This is a genomic window from Pantoea sp. SGAir0184, from assembly GCF_043544755.1.
The window spans coordinates 1,877,757-1,892,677 of the sequence record NZ_CP028050.1; the positions used below are offsets into that span (position 1 = coordinate 1,877,757).

Annotated in this window: 14 protein-coding genes; 5 read left to right on the top strand and 9 right to left on the bottom strand. The window is 58.5% G+C overall.

Annotation, left to right across the window (positions count from 1 at the left end):
- Nucleotides 1-12 precede the first annotated feature (12 nt).
- From tagF to C1N60_RS08695, 4 genes are all read right to left on the bottom strand, one after another.
- On the bottom strand, nucleotides 13-711 hold the full coding sequence (tagF, locus tag C1N60_RS08680; protein ID WP_058771215.1) for a type VI secretion system-associated protein TagF: 699 nt from the start codon (nucleotides 709-711) through the stop codon (nucleotides 13-15).
- Nucleotides 712-724: 13 nt separating this feature from the next.
- Nucleotides 725-2,839: a type VI secretion system membrane subunit TssM gene (tssM, locus tag C1N60_RS08685; protein WP_394521660.1), complete on the bottom strand. Its 2,115-nt coding sequence runs from the start codon at nucleotides 2,837-2,839 to the stop codon at nucleotides 725-727.
- Complete coding sequence (gene icmH, locus C1N60_RS08690; protein WP_394521661.1) at nucleotides 2,839-4,053, bottom strand: type IVB secretion system protein IcmH/DotU; 1,215 nt, start codon at nucleotides 4,051-4,053, stop codon at nucleotides 2,839-2,841. Before icmH ends, tssM begins: the two co-directional genes overlap by 1 nt.
- An 85-nt stretch (nucleotides 4,054-4,138) precedes the next feature.
- Nucleotides 4,139-4,630 (bottom strand): hypothetical protein, encoded by a 492-nt coding sequence (locus tag C1N60_RS08695; RefSeq protein ID WP_021509952.1) that lies wholly within the window; start codon nucleotides 4,628-4,630, stop codon nucleotides 4,139-4,141.
- 641 nt (nucleotides 4,631-5,271) lie between these two features.
- On the opposite strand from C1N60_RS08695, the gene flhB reads away from it, so the two are divergent.
- The 3 genes from flhB to C1N60_RS08710 are packed head-to-tail and all read left to right on the top strand — an operon-like array spanning nucleotide 5,272 to nucleotide 8,910.
- Entirely contained in the window at nucleotides 5,272-6,423 is a 1,152-nt protein-coding gene (gene flhB / locus C1N60_RS08700) for a flagellar biosynthesis protein FlhB (RefSeq protein WP_394521662.1), read from the top strand.
- A complete protein-coding gene (gene flhA, locus C1N60_RS08705; RefSeq protein WP_021509954.1) occupies nucleotides 6,416-8,503 on the top strand; it encodes a flagellar biosynthesis protein FlhA in 2,088 nt (695 codons plus the stop codon). The genes flhB and flhA overlap by 8 nt, the downstream gene beginning before the upstream one ends.
- Nucleotides 8,503-8,910: a flagellar protein FlhE gene (locus C1N60_RS08710; protein WP_394521663.1), complete on the top strand. Its 408-nt coding sequence runs from the start codon at nucleotides 8,503-8,505 to the stop codon at nucleotides 8,908-8,910. The genes flhA and C1N60_RS08710 overlap by 1 nt, the downstream gene beginning before the upstream one ends.
- 50 nt (nucleotides 8,911-8,960) lie before the next feature.
- On the opposite strand, the gene argS is transcribed toward C1N60_RS08710, so the two are convergent.
- Nucleotides 8,961-10,691: an arginine--tRNA ligase gene (gene argS / locus C1N60_RS08715; RefSeq protein WP_031280190.1), complete on the bottom strand. Its 1,731-nt coding sequence runs from the start codon at nucleotides 10,689-10,691 to the stop codon at nucleotides 8,961-8,963.
- 166 nt (nucleotides 10,692-10,857) lie between these two features.
- Nucleotides 10,858-10,980, bottom strand: coding sequence for a hypothetical protein (locus C1N60_RS08720; RefSeq protein ID WP_007889544.1), 123 nt, complete (start codon nucleotides 10,978-10,980; stop codon nucleotides 10,858-10,860).
- 313 nt (nucleotides 10,981-11,293) lie between these two features.
- On the opposite strand from C1N60_RS08720, the gene C1N60_RS08725 reads away from it, so the two are divergent.
- On the top strand, nucleotides 11,294-11,854 hold the full coding sequence (locus C1N60_RS08725) for a VOC family protein (protein ID WP_058757503.1): 561 nt from the start codon (nucleotides 11,294-11,296) through the stop codon (nucleotides 11,852-11,854).
- Here the strand turns inward: C1N60_RS08725 and C1N60_RS08730 are convergent.
- The gene (locus tag C1N60_RS08730; RefSeq protein WP_059009773.1) at nucleotides 11,851-12,990 is read right to left on the bottom strand and encodes a MalY/PatB family protein; all 1,140 of its coding nucleotides are present in this window, start codon (nucleotides 12,988-12,990) and stop codon (nucleotides 11,851-11,853) included. The genes C1N60_RS08725 and C1N60_RS08730 overlap by 4 nt on opposite strands.
- Nucleotides 12,991-13,075: 85 nt before the next feature.
- On the opposite strand from C1N60_RS08730, the gene cutC reads away from it, so the two are divergent.
- Entirely contained in the window at nucleotides 13,076-13,828 is a 753-nt protein-coding gene (gene cutC / locus C1N60_RS08735) for a copper homeostasis protein CutC (RefSeq protein WP_211726910.1), read from the top strand.
- Nucleotides 13,829-14,053: 225 nt separating this feature from the next.
- Here the strand turns inward: cutC and C1N60_RS08740 are convergent, their stop codons facing one another.
- The gene (locus C1N60_RS08740) at nucleotides 14,054-14,314 is read right to left on the bottom strand and encodes a pyocin activator PrtN family protein (protein WP_394521664.1); all 261 of its coding nucleotides are present in this window, start codon (nucleotides 14,312-14,314) and stop codon (nucleotides 14,054-14,056) included.
- A gap of 38 nt (nucleotides 14,315-14,352) precedes the next feature.
- Nucleotides 14,353-14,916 carry a 3'-5' exonuclease gene (locus tag C1N60_RS08745; RefSeq protein WP_394521665.1) on the bottom strand — a complete coding sequence of 188 codons (564 nt, stop codon included), beginning with the start codon at nucleotides 14,914-14,916 and terminating at the stop codon, nucleotides 14,353-14,355.
- Nucleotides 14,917-14,921: the final 5 nt, after the last annotated feature.

A 14,921-nucleotide genomic window follows, 5' to 3' on the forward strand; every position in this document is an offset into this window, starting at 1 on the left:
AAGCGCACTGGCCTACTCAAACATCGGTGGATAGAGGCCATTACGTCCCGGCTGGGCACCCGCCGCCGGGTTAAACAATAACGAAAAAAGTTGCGCGGTGAGCGGGCCACTGTGTTTATGCGTGGCGTGGGCAAAGCCGTCACTGCGATTACTCCACCAGTAGCTAATGTGCTGTTGGGGATCAAAACGGTCGGCCACTTCACGCCAGCTCAGGGTGCAGGGCAAATCGTCAAAACCAATCACATCCATGATGTCGCTGCGCTGCTTATCCGGCAGCAGCAGCGGAGCCAGCTGCTGAATCTGCGTCTCAAGCGCGTCCGGGCTGTGGCGATCGCGCACCGCCTGCCACAGCAGCGCGCCGAGTTCCTGATACCAGTCGCCGGAGATCGCCAGTTGTGAAGCATGCCACGCGCTGAGCGGAATGCTGTGCAGCGCCAGCAGCGGCCACGCACGGCCGACGCGATCGCACGAGGGCAGCAGACAGCCCAGCTGCACCTGCTGGCGCAGCGGCGATAGTGGCAGGACAAAATTCCATACCGGCGCGCGTAAAAACTGTTGCGTGCTAGCCTCTTCCTGCTGATGCCAGTGGATTAAGCCTTGTTGAAACCAGTGGCTCCACGGTGTCACCGTGGCTTCACTGAGCCGCTGGCGCAGAAAATCACCGGTGGCCGGTAATTTGCCATACCAGCCCGGCGCGGTGTAACTCGCCATGGTTACCTCACCATTACTCACTGTGTCCGGTCAATCGCTGCGATACGGTGTGTGGCGCAACCGCCAGCATACGGCCATTCTGACCGGCATTTTTCAGATTTTCCGCAAGCTTACGCATCATCAGCGCATTGTCGCGCGCATAAGGCGACGACTGAATCTGCTGATCGAGCAGCTGGCTCAGGTGCCAGTCAAGCTGCTGCAGATCGCGCGCGCTGACATTGTCCGGCAGCGTGCGCTGCAGATTTTGCATCAGCCAGCCGCGCAGAAATTCGCCGTCATAGTTACGCGGCTGATACAGCATCTGATAAGCGCGCAGCGCATTGCGGCTGTAGTCATTGTCGGTGCCGGGATCGTCACGCAGCAGGTTGGTAATTTGCTGGGCCACGCGCGGCAGCAGTAAAGACTTAAGCGCATTTTGATAAAGCACCCATGCGGCATCGCTCACCTGGTTACCGCGATACAGTCCAGCGCGCATGGTAAGCGGTGGATTGTCGAGAGAAAAATGCGCCGACAGCGGCAGTTTCACCAGGTTATTTAAGAAGGGTAGCAGATCAAAAATATTATCGGCTGGCTGATGAATAACCTGCTGACTTTGCGCGGTAATCGGCCCGATACGCGCCGCGACCTGATCGAGATAACGCTGGTTCTGCACGTAGCTGGTGAGCCATAAACCGGAGAGAAGCACCAGCGCGCCGGTGAGCGCGCCGTAACCGATCCAGTGCAGCAGCCGGTTACGATACTCCCAGTGGCGGTTGCTGCCGGCGAGGCCGCTTTCGCGGAACACCAGGTCGCTTAACAGGTCGCGAATAAAGAAGCTCTGGCCTTTGGTACCCGGAATCGGATTGCTGCGGTTAACGCTGTCCCACGCGGCAAGGCTCGACTCGCCGGTATGTGGCAGCTGTAGCTTACGGTTGAGTTCGCCCATGATGCGGTCAAACGGCAGGCCTTCCTGGGTACCGCTGGTGAAGAACAGGCCGCGCGCCGACCAGGCAATCTCATCCTGATGGCGGGAAAACACCACGTCGAGATATTCGTTGAGTAACGGACGCAGCGAACTGAACTCCTGCGGGAACAGGAAGCTGTCGGCGCGCTGGGTGAGATCGCGCTCGCCGGCCATAACGTCGGCCAGCTGCTGCTGCAGACGCTGCTCCAGCTGCTGAAAGCGCTCGCTAAAGCTGCGGTGCCAGTCATCTTTATGCGGCTTGCCCGGTTCCCACGGGAAGGTGAAGCCCCAGATGGCATCGCGCTGCGGCTTACTCAGGTTGCCATAAAAGCTCATAAACCCTTTCAGCAGGTCGGTTTTGGTGACCATCACATACACCGGGAAGTGAATGCCGGTTTGCTGATGCAACTCGACCATGCGGCCGCGCAGCGCGCTGGCCTGGGCGTGACGTGCCTCGGCGGAATCGGTCAGCAGGTCGGCCACGCTGATGGTCATGATCACGCCGTTGATCGGCTGGCGCGTGCGGTAGCGCTTTAGCAGTTTAATGAAGTTATGCCACTCGGCGCCGTCGCGCGCGCGCTGGCTCTCCTGCAGTGCGTAACGGCCTGCGGTGTCGATTAAGACGGCGCTGTCGGTGAACCACCAGTCGCAGTGACGCGTGCCGCCGACGCCGCGTACCGCCTCTTTGCCGAGGCTGTCAGTTAACGGAAACTCCAGACCAGCATTCAGCAGCGCGGTGGTTTTACCGGCGCCGGGCGCGCCTATCATCACGTACCACGGCAGCTGATACAGATAGTGACTCTGAAAACGCGCCAGCCAGCTTTTCTGATGCCGGCGACCAAACTGGGTGCGTTTCAGCCGCAGCGCCGCTTCGCTGAAGCGCTGGGTCAGCAGCGTCTCGGTCGCCTGGCGATCGGACGCTTCTTCGTGACTCATCTCCTGCAGGCGATTGAGCAGCTTGCTGTTAAACCAGCCGCGCCAGATGGCGGGAATAAACTGGAACAGCACCCAGCAGAAATAGAGCAGACCGACCGCCAGCTGGCGCGGGAATACCGGCTCCAGTGGACGGGTATCGCCCCAGCTCCACAGCGGACCGAGCATCCACAGCACGCAGCTCAGCGCCGTGACGCCAATCAGGCCCCACAGCAGGCGATGGGTTAACAGATGTTGGAGTGATGCGCGCATCACTGGCCTCCCTGATGATTGCCGAGGGTTTCCGGTGCCGCAAACAGGGTGATCTCCACCCGGCGATTGCGGGCGCGGTTTTCATTGCTGTCATTGGGTAAGAGCGGATTGCTGTCGCCGCGGCCTTCGGCTTTAACGCTGTGACCGTCCGCCAGCTGCGTATTCAGCAGTTGCGTAACGGCACGGGCGCGGGCGAAGGAGAATTCATAGCTGGAGGCGAAACGGCCATCCACCGGACGATTATCGGTATAGACCGATACCAGCACCGTGCCTTTTACCGTCTTCATCGCGCTGGCCACGTGCGCCAGCAGCGCGCGGCCAACCTGGTTCACCACCGTACCGTCCGGCGCAAACAGCTTGTCCGCAGGGATGATCACTTTGCTGCCAAAGGCACCATCGCTCACTTCCAGCTGGCCTGCGGCAATCACGTCGTTAAGACGCTGATGCAGATCAAGCAGCGCCTGCGGTGAGGTGGGGCGGCGCCCCGGCATGATTTGCGGCAGCGGGGTTTGATAGATGGCGCGCAGCAGCGGTTCGGCCGCATTGCCCAGCCGCCAGTTGAGCCCGCTGTAGATCAGACAGGCAATCAGCGTAGCCAGCGTGACGCAGGCCCACAGTGGCACCATTGGTCGCGTCAGGGTGCTGACCAGCGGATGCACTTCCACCAGCGGCGCGCGCGGTGGTGGTGGTGCCGGGCGGGTTTCCGCAATCAGCTGCGCCAGCCGTTTACGGATGCCTTCACACTGTGCGCGTCCGCTGTCGCTGCCGCGATAGCGCCCTTCGTAGCCCAGCAGCAGGCAGTAGTGAATCACTTCCAGCAGCCATAAATGCTGCTGCGGGCTTTGCGACACGCGTGACAGCAGCTGGAACACTTTTTCGCCGCCCCAGCTTTCGTTATGAAAGGTCACCAGCATGCCGTTGCCGGACCAGACGCCGCGCGTGCCCCAGGGAGTTTGCGCCGCCGCTTCGTCCAGCACGCTACACAGGCAGTAGCGTGCGCCGATGATCATCTCAAACGGTAAACCCGCCTGCTTGCAGCGTTGCTCGAACTGGCGGATCTCTTCAATCAGCAGCTGACGCAGGCCGGCGGGATCGTCGTGCGTCGCCGCCTGCCGTATACGCACGACGGCATTCAGAATCGGTGCTGCGGCATTCAGCAAAAGGTTATCGTTGCCCGCGACAATGCCATCGCGGGCAAGGGAGTCCTGAGTCATTAAATCTCGATTATCCTGGCAATAACGGAACGGTTAGCCCGCAAAGCAGCAGTGTGCTGCGGGCAATATGCGCCGGATTGCATCATCAGTCTAAGATCCAGGTCGCGGTATCATTGGTGCGGCATGCTTTACTGGCGCCGCCCACGGCCACGCAGACCTGTTTAGTACGACGGGGACGCGGCCGGTCGCTGCGCAGCGTGGCATCATAGCGGCTGCTCTCCACGCCAGCTTTGGGGGGCACGTAGCCAATCAGCTGACCGCTGGGTTCTTCTGCAATCGCCAGCCAGTTGTGCTCGACGCGACCCAGCACCTCAAAGGTTTGGGCGTTATCCAGATAACGCACCACTTTGCCGCCGTAATCCGGCAGGGTCATCACAGAGGCGGCATACAGCGCGCGAAAGCTCTCATTCACCGGGGTAAATTCACCGGGTGCTGCCACTGCATGACGATGAACCAGTTTTACGCCGTTCACTTCGCTGGTGACCAGGGTGTCATCCGTCACGGGCGGTGGAGGCGCTTTACATCCCGCCAGCGTTAAAGCCGCCAGCAGCGTTAGCAAGAGACTCTTATTCACCATGATCCTCAAATTTTCATCAGTATCGCTGCAGAGTTGTATCCGGCACACACTCAGCGGGCGCGCAGATTATGCAGTGAGAAGGCCACTAAAAAACAGTCAAATTACATAAAGATAGTGCTGACTTAAGTCTACCTAAGACTTTTGAGAATTCAAACCATTGCACCGCCGCAAATCCCGTGCTACCGGGCGAAAAAACGCCTTAACGGCACGCCGCGATCGTTCTGGCTGGGACGATAGATAAGCTGCATTAATTTATTTGCGTAAGCAAGCGCGGCTGGCGTGCGGCGCGACATTTGCCCCCTGATGGTGCTTAGGGGAATTGGTAAATAAGATTTATCTATTTTTTTGGGTAAAAAAAGATTGCGCGGCGAAACAATTTTATGATTTTCAGAATTTCCGGGCGCAGCTGCGTTAGTAACCCAGCCAGTCCGGCACGGCTTTTGCTTGGCTGCGCCACTTAACCCGTATTACGCAGCAAAGGTCGCGGAACCGTTCGCTGGTGATTGGCCCGCACCAGGTTAGCGCAGGTTCTGATTTCACTTATGGCTAAATAAACCCATCTTTTTCTCGCTTAATCCGCGCTTTAGACCCGAAGGGTTTTGGCATCCTATGCTCAGAATTCCTGCCAGCTGAGGTATGTCGTGGCTGAAGAGAGCAACGAGGACAAAACAGAATCGCCCACCCCCCACCGACTTGAGAAAGCACGGCAGGAGGGGCAGATTCCGCGTTCGCGCGAGCTGACTTCGGTACTGATGCTGCTGGCCGGGCTGCTGATCATCTGGCTGGGCGGCCACAATATGGCGCAACGGCTGGCCAGCATGGTGGCCACCGGCTTCCGCTTTGACCACGGCATGGTCAACGACGATAAAATTATCGTCTCGCACATCGGCAACCTGGTGATGCAGGCGGTGATCGCGCTGCTGCCGCTGATGGCCGGGCTGGTGATCGTTGCCATCGCCGCGCCGATGATTCTTGGCGGAATCAACATCAGCGGAAAATCCATCAAATTCGATTTCAAAAAGCTCAACCCGTTACCGGGCATTGCGCGCATGTTTTCCGGTCAGACGTGGGCGGAACTGGTGAAGGCAATTCTCAAAGCGGTGCTGGTGGCGCTGGTGGCCGGCTGGTATCTGTGGAGTCACTGGCAGGAGATGCTGCGTCTAATGAGCGAATCGCCGGTGAATGCGCTGCAGCATGGCCTGTCGATGACCGCCATCAGTTGTGCGCTGGTGATGCTGGGACTGATCCCGATGGTTGGCTTTGATGTGTTCTGGCAGCTCTACAGCTACTTCAAAAAGCTGCGCATGACGCGCCAGGAAATTCGCGATGAACACAAGCAGAACGAAGGCGACCCGCACGTTAAAGGGCGTATCCGCCAGGCGATGCGTGCCGCCGCCCGCCGCCGCATGATGGCCGACGTGCCGAAGGCGGACGTCATCGTGACTAACCCGACGCACTACTCGGTGGCGCTGCAGTATCAGGAAGGCAAGATGAGCGCGCCGAAAGTGATTGCCAAAGGCGCCGGTGACATTGCCCTGCGCATTCGTGAAATCGCTAAAGAGCACCGCGTACCAATTCTGGAAGCGCCGCCGCTGGCGCGTGCGCTCTATCGTCATACGGAAATTGGCCAGTTTATTCCCGGCGCGCTCTATGCCGCCGTGGCCGAAGTGCTGGCGTGGGTCTGGCAGCTGCGACGCTGGAAGCTTGAAGGCGGCCTGATTCCAAACAAACCAAAACATCTGCCGGTCCCGGCAGAGATGGACTTTGCAGGAGAGAACACCAACCATGGCTAATCTGGCCGAAAAGCTGCGTTTACCGGGCAATTTTAAAGACACGCAATGGCAGGTGCTGGCTGGTCCGGTGCTGATCATGCTGATCCTGTCGATGATGGTATTGCCGCTGCCGGCGTTCATCCTTGACCTGCTGTTTACCTTCAACATTGCGCTGTCCATCATGGTGCTGCTGGTGGCGATGTTCACCCAGCGCACGCTGGAATTCGCTGCCTTCCCGACCATTTTGCTGTTCTCAACGCTGCTGCGTCTGGCGCTGAACGTCGCCTCAACGCGTATCATCCTGCTGGAAGGGCATACGGGGGCTGATGCCGCCGGGCGTGTGGTTGAAGCCTTTGGTCACTTCCTCGTCGGCGGTAATTTCGCCATTGGTATCGTGGTGTTCATCATCCTCGTGATCATCAACTTCATGGTCATCACCAAAGGTGCCGGACGTATCGCCGAAGTGGGCGCGCGTTTCGTGCTGGATGGTATGCCCGGCAAGCAGATGGCGATCGATGCCGATTTGAACGCCGGCCTGATTGGTGAAGACGAAGCCAAACGCCGGCGCACCGAGGTGACCCAGGAAGCGGACTTCTACGGCTCAATGGACGGTGCCAGTAAGTTTGTGCGCGGCGACGCCATCGCCGGCATCCTGATCATGGTGATCAACGTAATCGGCGGCCTGCTGGTGGGCGTGGTGCAGCACGGTATGGATCTCGGCCACGCCGGGGAAACCTATACGCTGCTGACCATCGGTGACGGCCTGGTGGCGCAGATCCCGGCGCTGGTGATCTCTACCGCTGCCGGTGTCATCGTTACCCGCGTCAGCACCGATCAGGACGTCGGCGAACAGATGGTGGGCCAGCTGTTTAACAATCCACGCGTGCTGATGCTGAGCGCCGGCGTGATTGGCCTGCTGGGCCTGGTGCCCGGCATGCCGAACTTTGTGTTCCTGCTGTTCACCGCGGCGCTGCTCGGCCTGGCCTGGTGGCTGCGCGGTCGCGAAATGCAGCCGAAGAAGCAAAGTGAAGCCTCCAGCGTGGTGAAAACGCAGGAGACGCCGGCCACGGTCGAAGCCTCGTGGACCGACGTCCAGCTGGAAGATTCGCTCGGTATGGAAGTGGGCTATCGCCTGATTCCGATGGTCGATCATCTGCAAAACGGCGAGCTGCTCGGGCGTATCCGCAGTATCCGTAAAAAGGTGGCGCAGGAGGTCGGCTTCCTGCCGCCGGTGGTGCACATTCGTGACAACATGGAGTTGCCGCCGGCGCGCTATCGCATCCTGATGAAGGGCGTGGAGATTGGCAGCGGCGATGCTTATCCGGGACGCTGGATGGCGATCAACCCGGGCACGGCGGCGGGCACGCTGCCGGGTGAAGCGACGGTTGACCCGGCGTTTGGCCTCGCGGCCATCTGGATCGACAGCGCGCTGAAAGAGCAGGCACAGATTCAGGGCTACACCGTAGTGGAAGCCAGTACCGTGGTGGCTACCCACCTTAATCACCTGATCGGCCAGTACGCCAGCGAGCTGTTTGGGCGTCAGGAAGCGCAGCAGCTGCTGGACCGCGTCACCCAGGAGATGCCAAAGCTGACGGAAGATCTGGTGCCAGGCGTTATCACCCTGACCACGCTGCACAAAGTGCTGCAAAATCTGCTGACCGAGCGCGTTTCGATTCGTGACATGCGCACCATTATCGAAACGCTGGCCGAACATGCGCCGGTGCAGAACGATCCGCAGGAACTGACCAGCGTGGTACGCGTCGCGCTGGGCCGTGCGATTACCCAGCAGTGGTTCCCGGGCAACGGCGAAGTGCAGGTGATTGGACTGGATGCCACGCTGGAACGTCTGCTATTGCAGGCGCTGCAGGGTGGTGGCGGTCTGGAACCGGGTCTTGCCGATCGACTGCTGATGCAGGCGCAGGCCGCGCTGCAGCAGCAGGAGATGACCGGTGCGCCGCCGGTGCTGCTGGTTAACCATCCGCTGCGGGCGCTGCTGGCGCGCTTCCTGCGCCGCAACCTGCCGCAGCTGGTGGTGCTGTCCAATATGGAGCTGACCGATAACCGGCAGATCCGCATGACTGCTACCATAGGCGGCAAATAATGCGCCGCGTGACGCTCTCATGGCTGCTGGCGGCGCTGCTGGCGCTGCCGCTAACGGGCAAAGCCGCCAGCGGTGCGTGGCAGGCCAGCGCCAGCGGCCCAAGCCTTGGCGTGCGCGGCAACTGGCTGCTGTCGCCGGCACTCAAAGCGCCTTCGGCGGCTGCAGGGACTATTTCGCTGGTGAACTGGCGTTACACGCTGAGCCGTCCGGCGCCATCAGGTCTGATCGTGCGGCTGTGTGCCAGTCAGCGCTGCGTGGAGCTGGACGGTGCCAGCGGCAGCACGCGCGGCCTCGCCAACGTGGCAGCCGATGAAACGCTGCATCTGGCTTTCGGATTTCAGGGGCAGGGCGCGTTGCCGCCCGGCCTGCGGGTGGTGAGCAGTGAAGTGATGGTTAATTACCAATAGCAAATAGCCAATAGCCAATAAAAAACCCGCCGCAGCGGGTTTTTTTAGGCTTACATTCGCTCGACGGTTTTGATGCCCAGCGTATCCAGCCCCTGCTTCAGGGTTTTCGCCGTCAGCGCCGCCAGCTGCAGACGGCTGTTGCGTACGTTTTCCTCTTCGGCGGAGAGAATCGGGCAGTGCTCATAGAAGCCCGAGAACAGACCGGCCAGATCGTACAGATAAGCACACATCACGTGCGGCGTGCCGTCGCGCGCGACCTGGGTGATGGTCTCTTCAAACTGCAGCAGACGGGTCGCCAGCAGCGCTTCGCGCTCGTCAGTCAGGATGATATCACCGTGCAGGCTGTCTGCCTCAATGCCCGCTTTACGGAATACCGAGAGCACACGCGTGTAGGCATACTGCATGTACGGCGCGGTGTTGCCTTCAAACGCCAGCATGTTGTCCCAGTCGAAGATGTAATCGGTGGTGCGGCTTTTCGACAGGTCGGCGTATTTCACCGCGCCGATGCCGACCACTTCCGCCAGCTCTTTCAGCTCTGCCGCGCTCATCTCCGGATTCTTCTCGCTGACCAGCGCATGGGCGCGCTCAACGGCTTCATCCAGCAGATCGGAGAGTTTGATGGTGCCACCGCTGCGCGTCTTGAACGGACGGCCATCTTTGCCCAGCATCATGCCGAACGCATGGTGCTCCAGCGGCACCGACTCCGGCACGTAGCCCGCTTTGCGCACGATGGTCCACGCCTGCTGCAGATGCTGATGCTGGCGGGAATCGATGTAGTACAGCACGCGATCGGCATGCAGCGTTTCATAGCGATATTTGGCGCAGGCGATATCGGTGGTGGTGTAGAGATAGCCGCCATCCTTCTTCTGGATGATCACGCCCATCGGTTCACCTTCCTTGTTTTTAAACTCATCAAGGAAGACCACGGTGGCGCCTTCGCTGGTCACCGCCAGCCCTTTTTCGCGCAGATCGGCGACGATGCCCGGCAGCATGTCGTTATACAGGCTTTCACCCATCACATCCTTACGCGTCAGGGTGACGTTAAGGCGGTCATACACCTGCTGGTTCTGACTCATGGTGATATCCACCAGCTTCTTCCACATGGCGCGGCAATATTCGTCGCCACCCTGCAGTTTCACCACGTAACCGCGGGCGCGCTCGGCGAAGGCTTCGTCTTCGTCATAGGTGCGTTTCGCTTCGCGGTAGAAGGCTTCCAGATCGGCCAGCGCGATATCTTCATGATGCTCGTTCTGCTGCTTCTCCAGATAGGCGATCAGCATGCCAAACTGTGTACCCCAGTCACCGACGTGATTAGCGCGGATGACGTGATGGCCGAGGAATTCCTGGGTGCGTACCGCGGCATCACCGATGATGGTGGATCGCACGTGACCGACATGCATCTCTTTCGCCACGTTGGGCGCCGAGTAGTCAATCACGATAGTCTGAGGTGTCACTTCGCTGACGCCCAGGCGTGGCAGCTGCAGCGCCTGCGCGGCCTGCTGTGCCAGCCACTGGCGGTCGAGGAAGATGTTGATAAAGCCGGGACCGGCGATGTCGACTTTGCTGGCGATACCAGCCAGATCCAGATGCTGAACTACCTGTTCAGCCAGCTGGCGCGGCACCTGACCGAGCTTTTTCGCCACGGCCATGATACCGTTCGCCTGGTAATCGCCGAACTGCACTTTTGCAGACTGACGAACCTGCGGTTCGCAATCGGCCGGTGCGCCTGCCGCCACCATCGCCTGACTGACTTTATCGGAAAGAAGAGCCTGAATATTCACCGCGTTACCTTCATATGCTGAAAAGGCCCGCCAGCTGAGGGCGAGCCGATGTCGTCATCCCGCGTGCGTGTCGGGACGGAAAAAATAAGAGGGGAAGTATACGTGAAATGTTGGGGTGCGTCAGCAATCGGTTATGGCTGCCGGTGGACGCAGGCCCGCGCGCCGGTTAACGGCGGCGCGGGTGGCGACGGGGATTTTTAACGCTTTTGTCTTCACGCACCTTCCAGTGGCGGGAAATTGCAAATCCCATCAAGGCTATCAGGACCGCGACAACAATGAGCATAGACATAGGGCCATTCCTTGTAGTTGTGAAACCCAAATTTATAAGAAAGGGTCAGCTACTGCAATTGATTGACGGGTAAATAAGAGTTATCTCATTGTATTAACTATTGTTAATAATAACAGTTGGTTAAGGCACTTTTATAAAGTAACGTGTGGACCTGATTACGCGATTAATCCGAAAGAGAGGGGCGATTTATGCGGTTTTTGAAGGTTTTTGGCGTGAAATCGGATGAATCCGAGCATTTTGTCAAGCGAAAGCTGCGGCAGCCCTGTTTTTTTATTGATTAAAAGATCTGAACTGAGTTTGAGGTATTTAACGTATGAATCTGGATTTTCCTTCAGAACTGAGTGACTTAAAACAAGACCTGTCCCGATTTGAACAGGCTTTGCAACATTTTGCGGCACGCCTCGGCCTTGACCTCACGCAGCATGAGGCGGACCACGTGGCGGTGCGCTGTCACCAGTTCGCCACGGCAGAACGCTGGAAAGCCGGGTTACTGCAAATCGGCGAGCAGTTTTCCGAAGCGATGATCAACGGACGGCCGATCTGCCTGTTTAAGCTGCATCAGCCGCTGCGGATCGCGGGCTGGCAGGTGGATGTGATCGAGCTGCCGTGGCCCGGTGAGAAGCTGTATCGCCATGAAGGCTGGGAGCATGTGGAAATTGTGTTGCGCGGCGAGCCGGAAACGCTGGGCATGCGTGCGATGGCGTTGCTGGCAGACGAGGCGCTGACGCAGCCGGGCATCGCGTTTAAAACCAGCACGCCGCAGGGTGAAAATGAACGTCTGCCCAATCCGACCTTAGCGGTGACGGACGGGCAAACTACCATCAAGTTTCATCCGTGGCGGCTGGAGGAGATCGTTGCCAGCGAACAGGCTTAGCGCCGTGCTGCCACCGCCTGCAGCAGGCGCGATACCGCCTGCTGCAGGGTGGCGTGCGTGCAGCCAAAGTTGAAGCGCACGAAGCGATCGTCGCCGAAATCACGGCCCGGCGAGAAACCGAGACCGTGTTTTTCGAAATACAGCGCCGGGCTGGCGACATCCAGCTGGCTGGCGTCAATCCAGCCGAGGTAGCTGGCCTCTGGCGCGACCATGCTGAGTTCCGGCAGCGCATTCACCTGCTGCACCAGCCAGTCACGATTGGTGCGCAGGTAAACCAGCTGGTCCGCCAGCCATGCATCACCGCCGCGCCATGCGGCTTCCGCCGCTACCAGCGCCAGAATATCCACACCCGGTACGATGCCTTCACGCACCTGCTTAAAGCGTTTCCGCAGTTCGGGATGAGGGATAATGGCCATGGACGCACCCAGCCCGGCGATGTTGAAGGTTTTAGACGGCGAAATCAGGGTAATACTGCGCTGGGCGGCGTCTTCACTCAGCGAGGCAAACGGAATGTGCTGTACGCCAGGCGTTAACAGCAGGTCACAATGGATTTCATCAGAGCACACCAGCAAATCGTGGCGTTGGGCAAAGGCCAGCTGCGCCTCCAGCTCATCCCGGCGGTAGACGGTGCCGCCCGGATTCTGCGGATTGCACAGCATGAGCAGGCGCTCGTTGCCCTGCATCTGGCTGTCATCCAGCTGCATCACCCAGCGATCCTGCTGCAATTGCAATGGCAGATTGACCTGAGCGCGCTGCGCCAGCCGCGCCGCCGCGCGAAACGGCGGATAAATTGGCGTCGGAGCCACGGTGCTCTGCGACGACTCGGTAAATGCCCGGACCGATAAATTCAGTCCGCTCACCACGCCCGGCAGCAACACAATCCATTCCGGCTCAATCTGCCAGCCATAGCGCTGGGCTAAGCGGGAAATAGTGATATCAATCAAACCGTGCGGCGTCGCGCCGTAGCCGAAAACACCGTGGTCGGCACGCTGTTTAATGGCCTCAATGATGCACGGCGGCGAGCGAAAATCGGTGTCGGCAACCCACAAAGGCAGCACATCGCGATCACCATATTTGTGCCATTTCAAACTATCGCTGTGACGACGGTCTATCCCTTGATCAAAATCGAATGCCATAGTGCGCTTTCCACGTAAACTGTCTGAATGAGCAGACTAACTGATGCACTCCTCCCGAGCCAGCAGTCATGAAAAGGAGCAAGGTATGACGAAACTGGAAATTTGTTGCTATGGCATCGACTGCGCAATGACTGCGCAGGCGTCCGGTGCCGATCGCGTGGAGCTGTGCAGTGCTCCGCGTGAAGGCGGACTGACACCTTCGGCGGGTATGCTGGAAGCCGCACAGCGTGAACTGACCATTCCGGTCCACCCGATCGTGCGGCCGCGCGGCGGCGATTTTTGTTACACCGCACGCGAATTTGAGGTGATGAAATCGGACGTGGCGCGCATTCGCGAGCTGGGTTTTCCTGGTCTGGTGATTGGTATGCTGGACGAAGATGCGCACGTCGACACGGTACGCATGCAGCAGATTATGGCGCTGTGCGACGGCATGGCGGTGACTTTCCATCGCGCCTTTGATTTGTGCCACAGCCCGAAGCGTTCGCTGGAGGTGCTGACTGATTTAGGGATCGCCCGCATTCTGACTTCCGGTCAGCAGCAGAGCGCTGAAACCGGAATTGCATTATTACGGGAACTAAATGAACACAGCACCGGTCCAATCATTATGGCAGGGGCAGGCGTGCGCCTCAGCAATCTGCAAAAGTTCCTCGACAGCGGATTGCAGGAAGTCCACAGCTCCGCCAGCCGCGCCGTCGCGTCACCGATGCGCTACCGTAAAGCCGGTGTCTCGATGTGTTCTGAAGCGGAAACCGATGAATTCAGCCGCTCCTGTGTCGATGGCGATGTCGTCGAAGCCATGAAGAGCATGATGCAGATGAGCGTTGACCGGGTCGCCTGACCCGTACCAATTTTGCCGCGCAGCACGCCGAAAACCTGACGTGATGTTTGCAAGTACCAAACCCCAGTTCCTTGCTGGGGTTCTTTTTTGATAAATCAATGAGTTATGAGTTTATGGGGGCCTCATGGGGACCCGAATATCAAAAAAATATCTCAGGGAAATGCGAATATCAACGGAAATGAACGAAAGTTCGAAGAAAAGAAAAGGGCCCTAAGGGCCCTTGAATCACTGTCTAATGGAGAGCGCCGCATGAAGTTCCTGGCTTGCTCTACGCTGATGATCAATGTAATCAGCTAAGTCGGCAATATGCACCATTCGGGGTGCCTTCTGGCTTTCAGCAGTGCGAAAGGTTGCGATTGGTAATTTATTTTCCGCCGCCTTGCGTTCAGCAGTTGATGCTTTCATACCAAAATATTTTTCACACACATCGCTGAGCGGAACGGTTGCGGTCTCATACTCTGCCATTAACAAAAACATTGTGTTCATACATATTCTCCACGCTGGCCTGCTGCATCAGGTGTAAGTTAAATATTGCTGGTGGCAGGGATGAGCCGCTGCCAGATTGCTGACACGTATTTCGCCTGGTGAATGGCATCATCCAGTGCGTTGTGAACTTCTCCGGTAAACGGCATGTCTTTCTTCGGGTCAAAACCAACAGCGCGGCCCAGCTCGACGATCGTGCGCACGTCACGGTCATTGAAGAACTTCCACGGGCACACAATGCCGCTGCGTTCGTATGCTGTTCTCAGGATGACGTTATCGAAATTGGCGCCGTTGCCCCACACCTGAACCAGATTCGCGGGGCACTCATCGATGATAAACTCGCTGAGCATGGACAGTGCCAGGCTGATATCCGTTGCGTCGCCTGTAATGGCTGCGCGGGCAGAGGATGACTGTTTCATCCACCAAATGACGGTATCAGCATCAATGCGTCCGCCGGCCAGCTGTGCTGATTTGAGGTCAACGGCGGTATAAAAGCACTGGCCGATTGTGCCGGTCTGCGGCTCAAAGAATGCTGCACCAATAGAGGCGATAGCCGCATCGGGCTTTGTGCTGAAGGTTTCGAGGTCGATCATTAAATTATTCATAAAAT

Bases quoted from the DNA above. Each gene is read 5' to 3' on its own strand.
- tagF (WP_058771215.1), bottom strand. From the start codon at position 711: ATGGCGAGTTACACCGCGCCGGGCTGGTATGGCAAATTACCGGCCACC.
- tssM (WP_394521660.1), bottom strand. From the start codon at position 2,839: ATGCGCGCATCACTCCAACATCTGTTAACCCATCGCCTGCTGTGGGGC.
- icmH (WP_394521661.1), bottom strand. From the start codon at position 4,053: ATGACTCAGGACTCCCTTGCCCGCGATGGCATTGTCGCGGGCAACGAT.
- C1N60_RS08695 (WP_021509952.1), bottom strand. From the start codon at position 4,630: ATGGTGAATAAGAGTCTCTTGCTAACGCTGCTGGCGGCTTTAACGCTG.
- flhA (WP_021509954.1), top strand. From the start codon at position 6,416: ATGGCTAATCTGGCCGAAAAGCTGCGTTTACCGGGCAATTTTAAAGAC.
- C1N60_RS08710 (WP_394521663.1), top strand. From the start codon at position 8,503: ATGCGCCGCGTGACGCTCTCATGGCTGCTGGCGGCGCTGCTGGCGCTG.
- C1N60_RS08720 (WP_007889544.1), bottom strand. From the start codon at position 10,980: ATGTCTATGCTCATTGTTGTCGCGGTCCTGATAGCCTTGATGGGATTT.
- C1N60_RS08725 (WP_058757503.1), top strand. From the start codon at position 11,294: ATGAATCTGGATTTTCCTTCAGAACTGAGTGACTTAAAACAAGACCTG.
- C1N60_RS08730 (WP_059009773.1), bottom strand. From the start codon at position 12,990: ATGGCATTCGATTTTGATCAAGGGATAGACCGTCGTCACAGCGATAGT.
- cutC (WP_211726910.1), top strand. From the start codon at position 13,076: ATGACGAAACTGGAAATTTGTTGCTATGGCATCGACTGCGCAATGACT.
- C1N60_RS08740 (WP_394521664.1), bottom strand. From the start codon at position 14,314: ATGAACACAATGTTTTTGTTAATGGCAGAGTATGAGACCGCAACCGTT.
- C1N60_RS08745 (WP_394521665.1), bottom strand. From the start codon at position 14,916: ATGAATAATTTAATGATCGACCTCGAAACCTTCAGCACAAAGCCCGAT.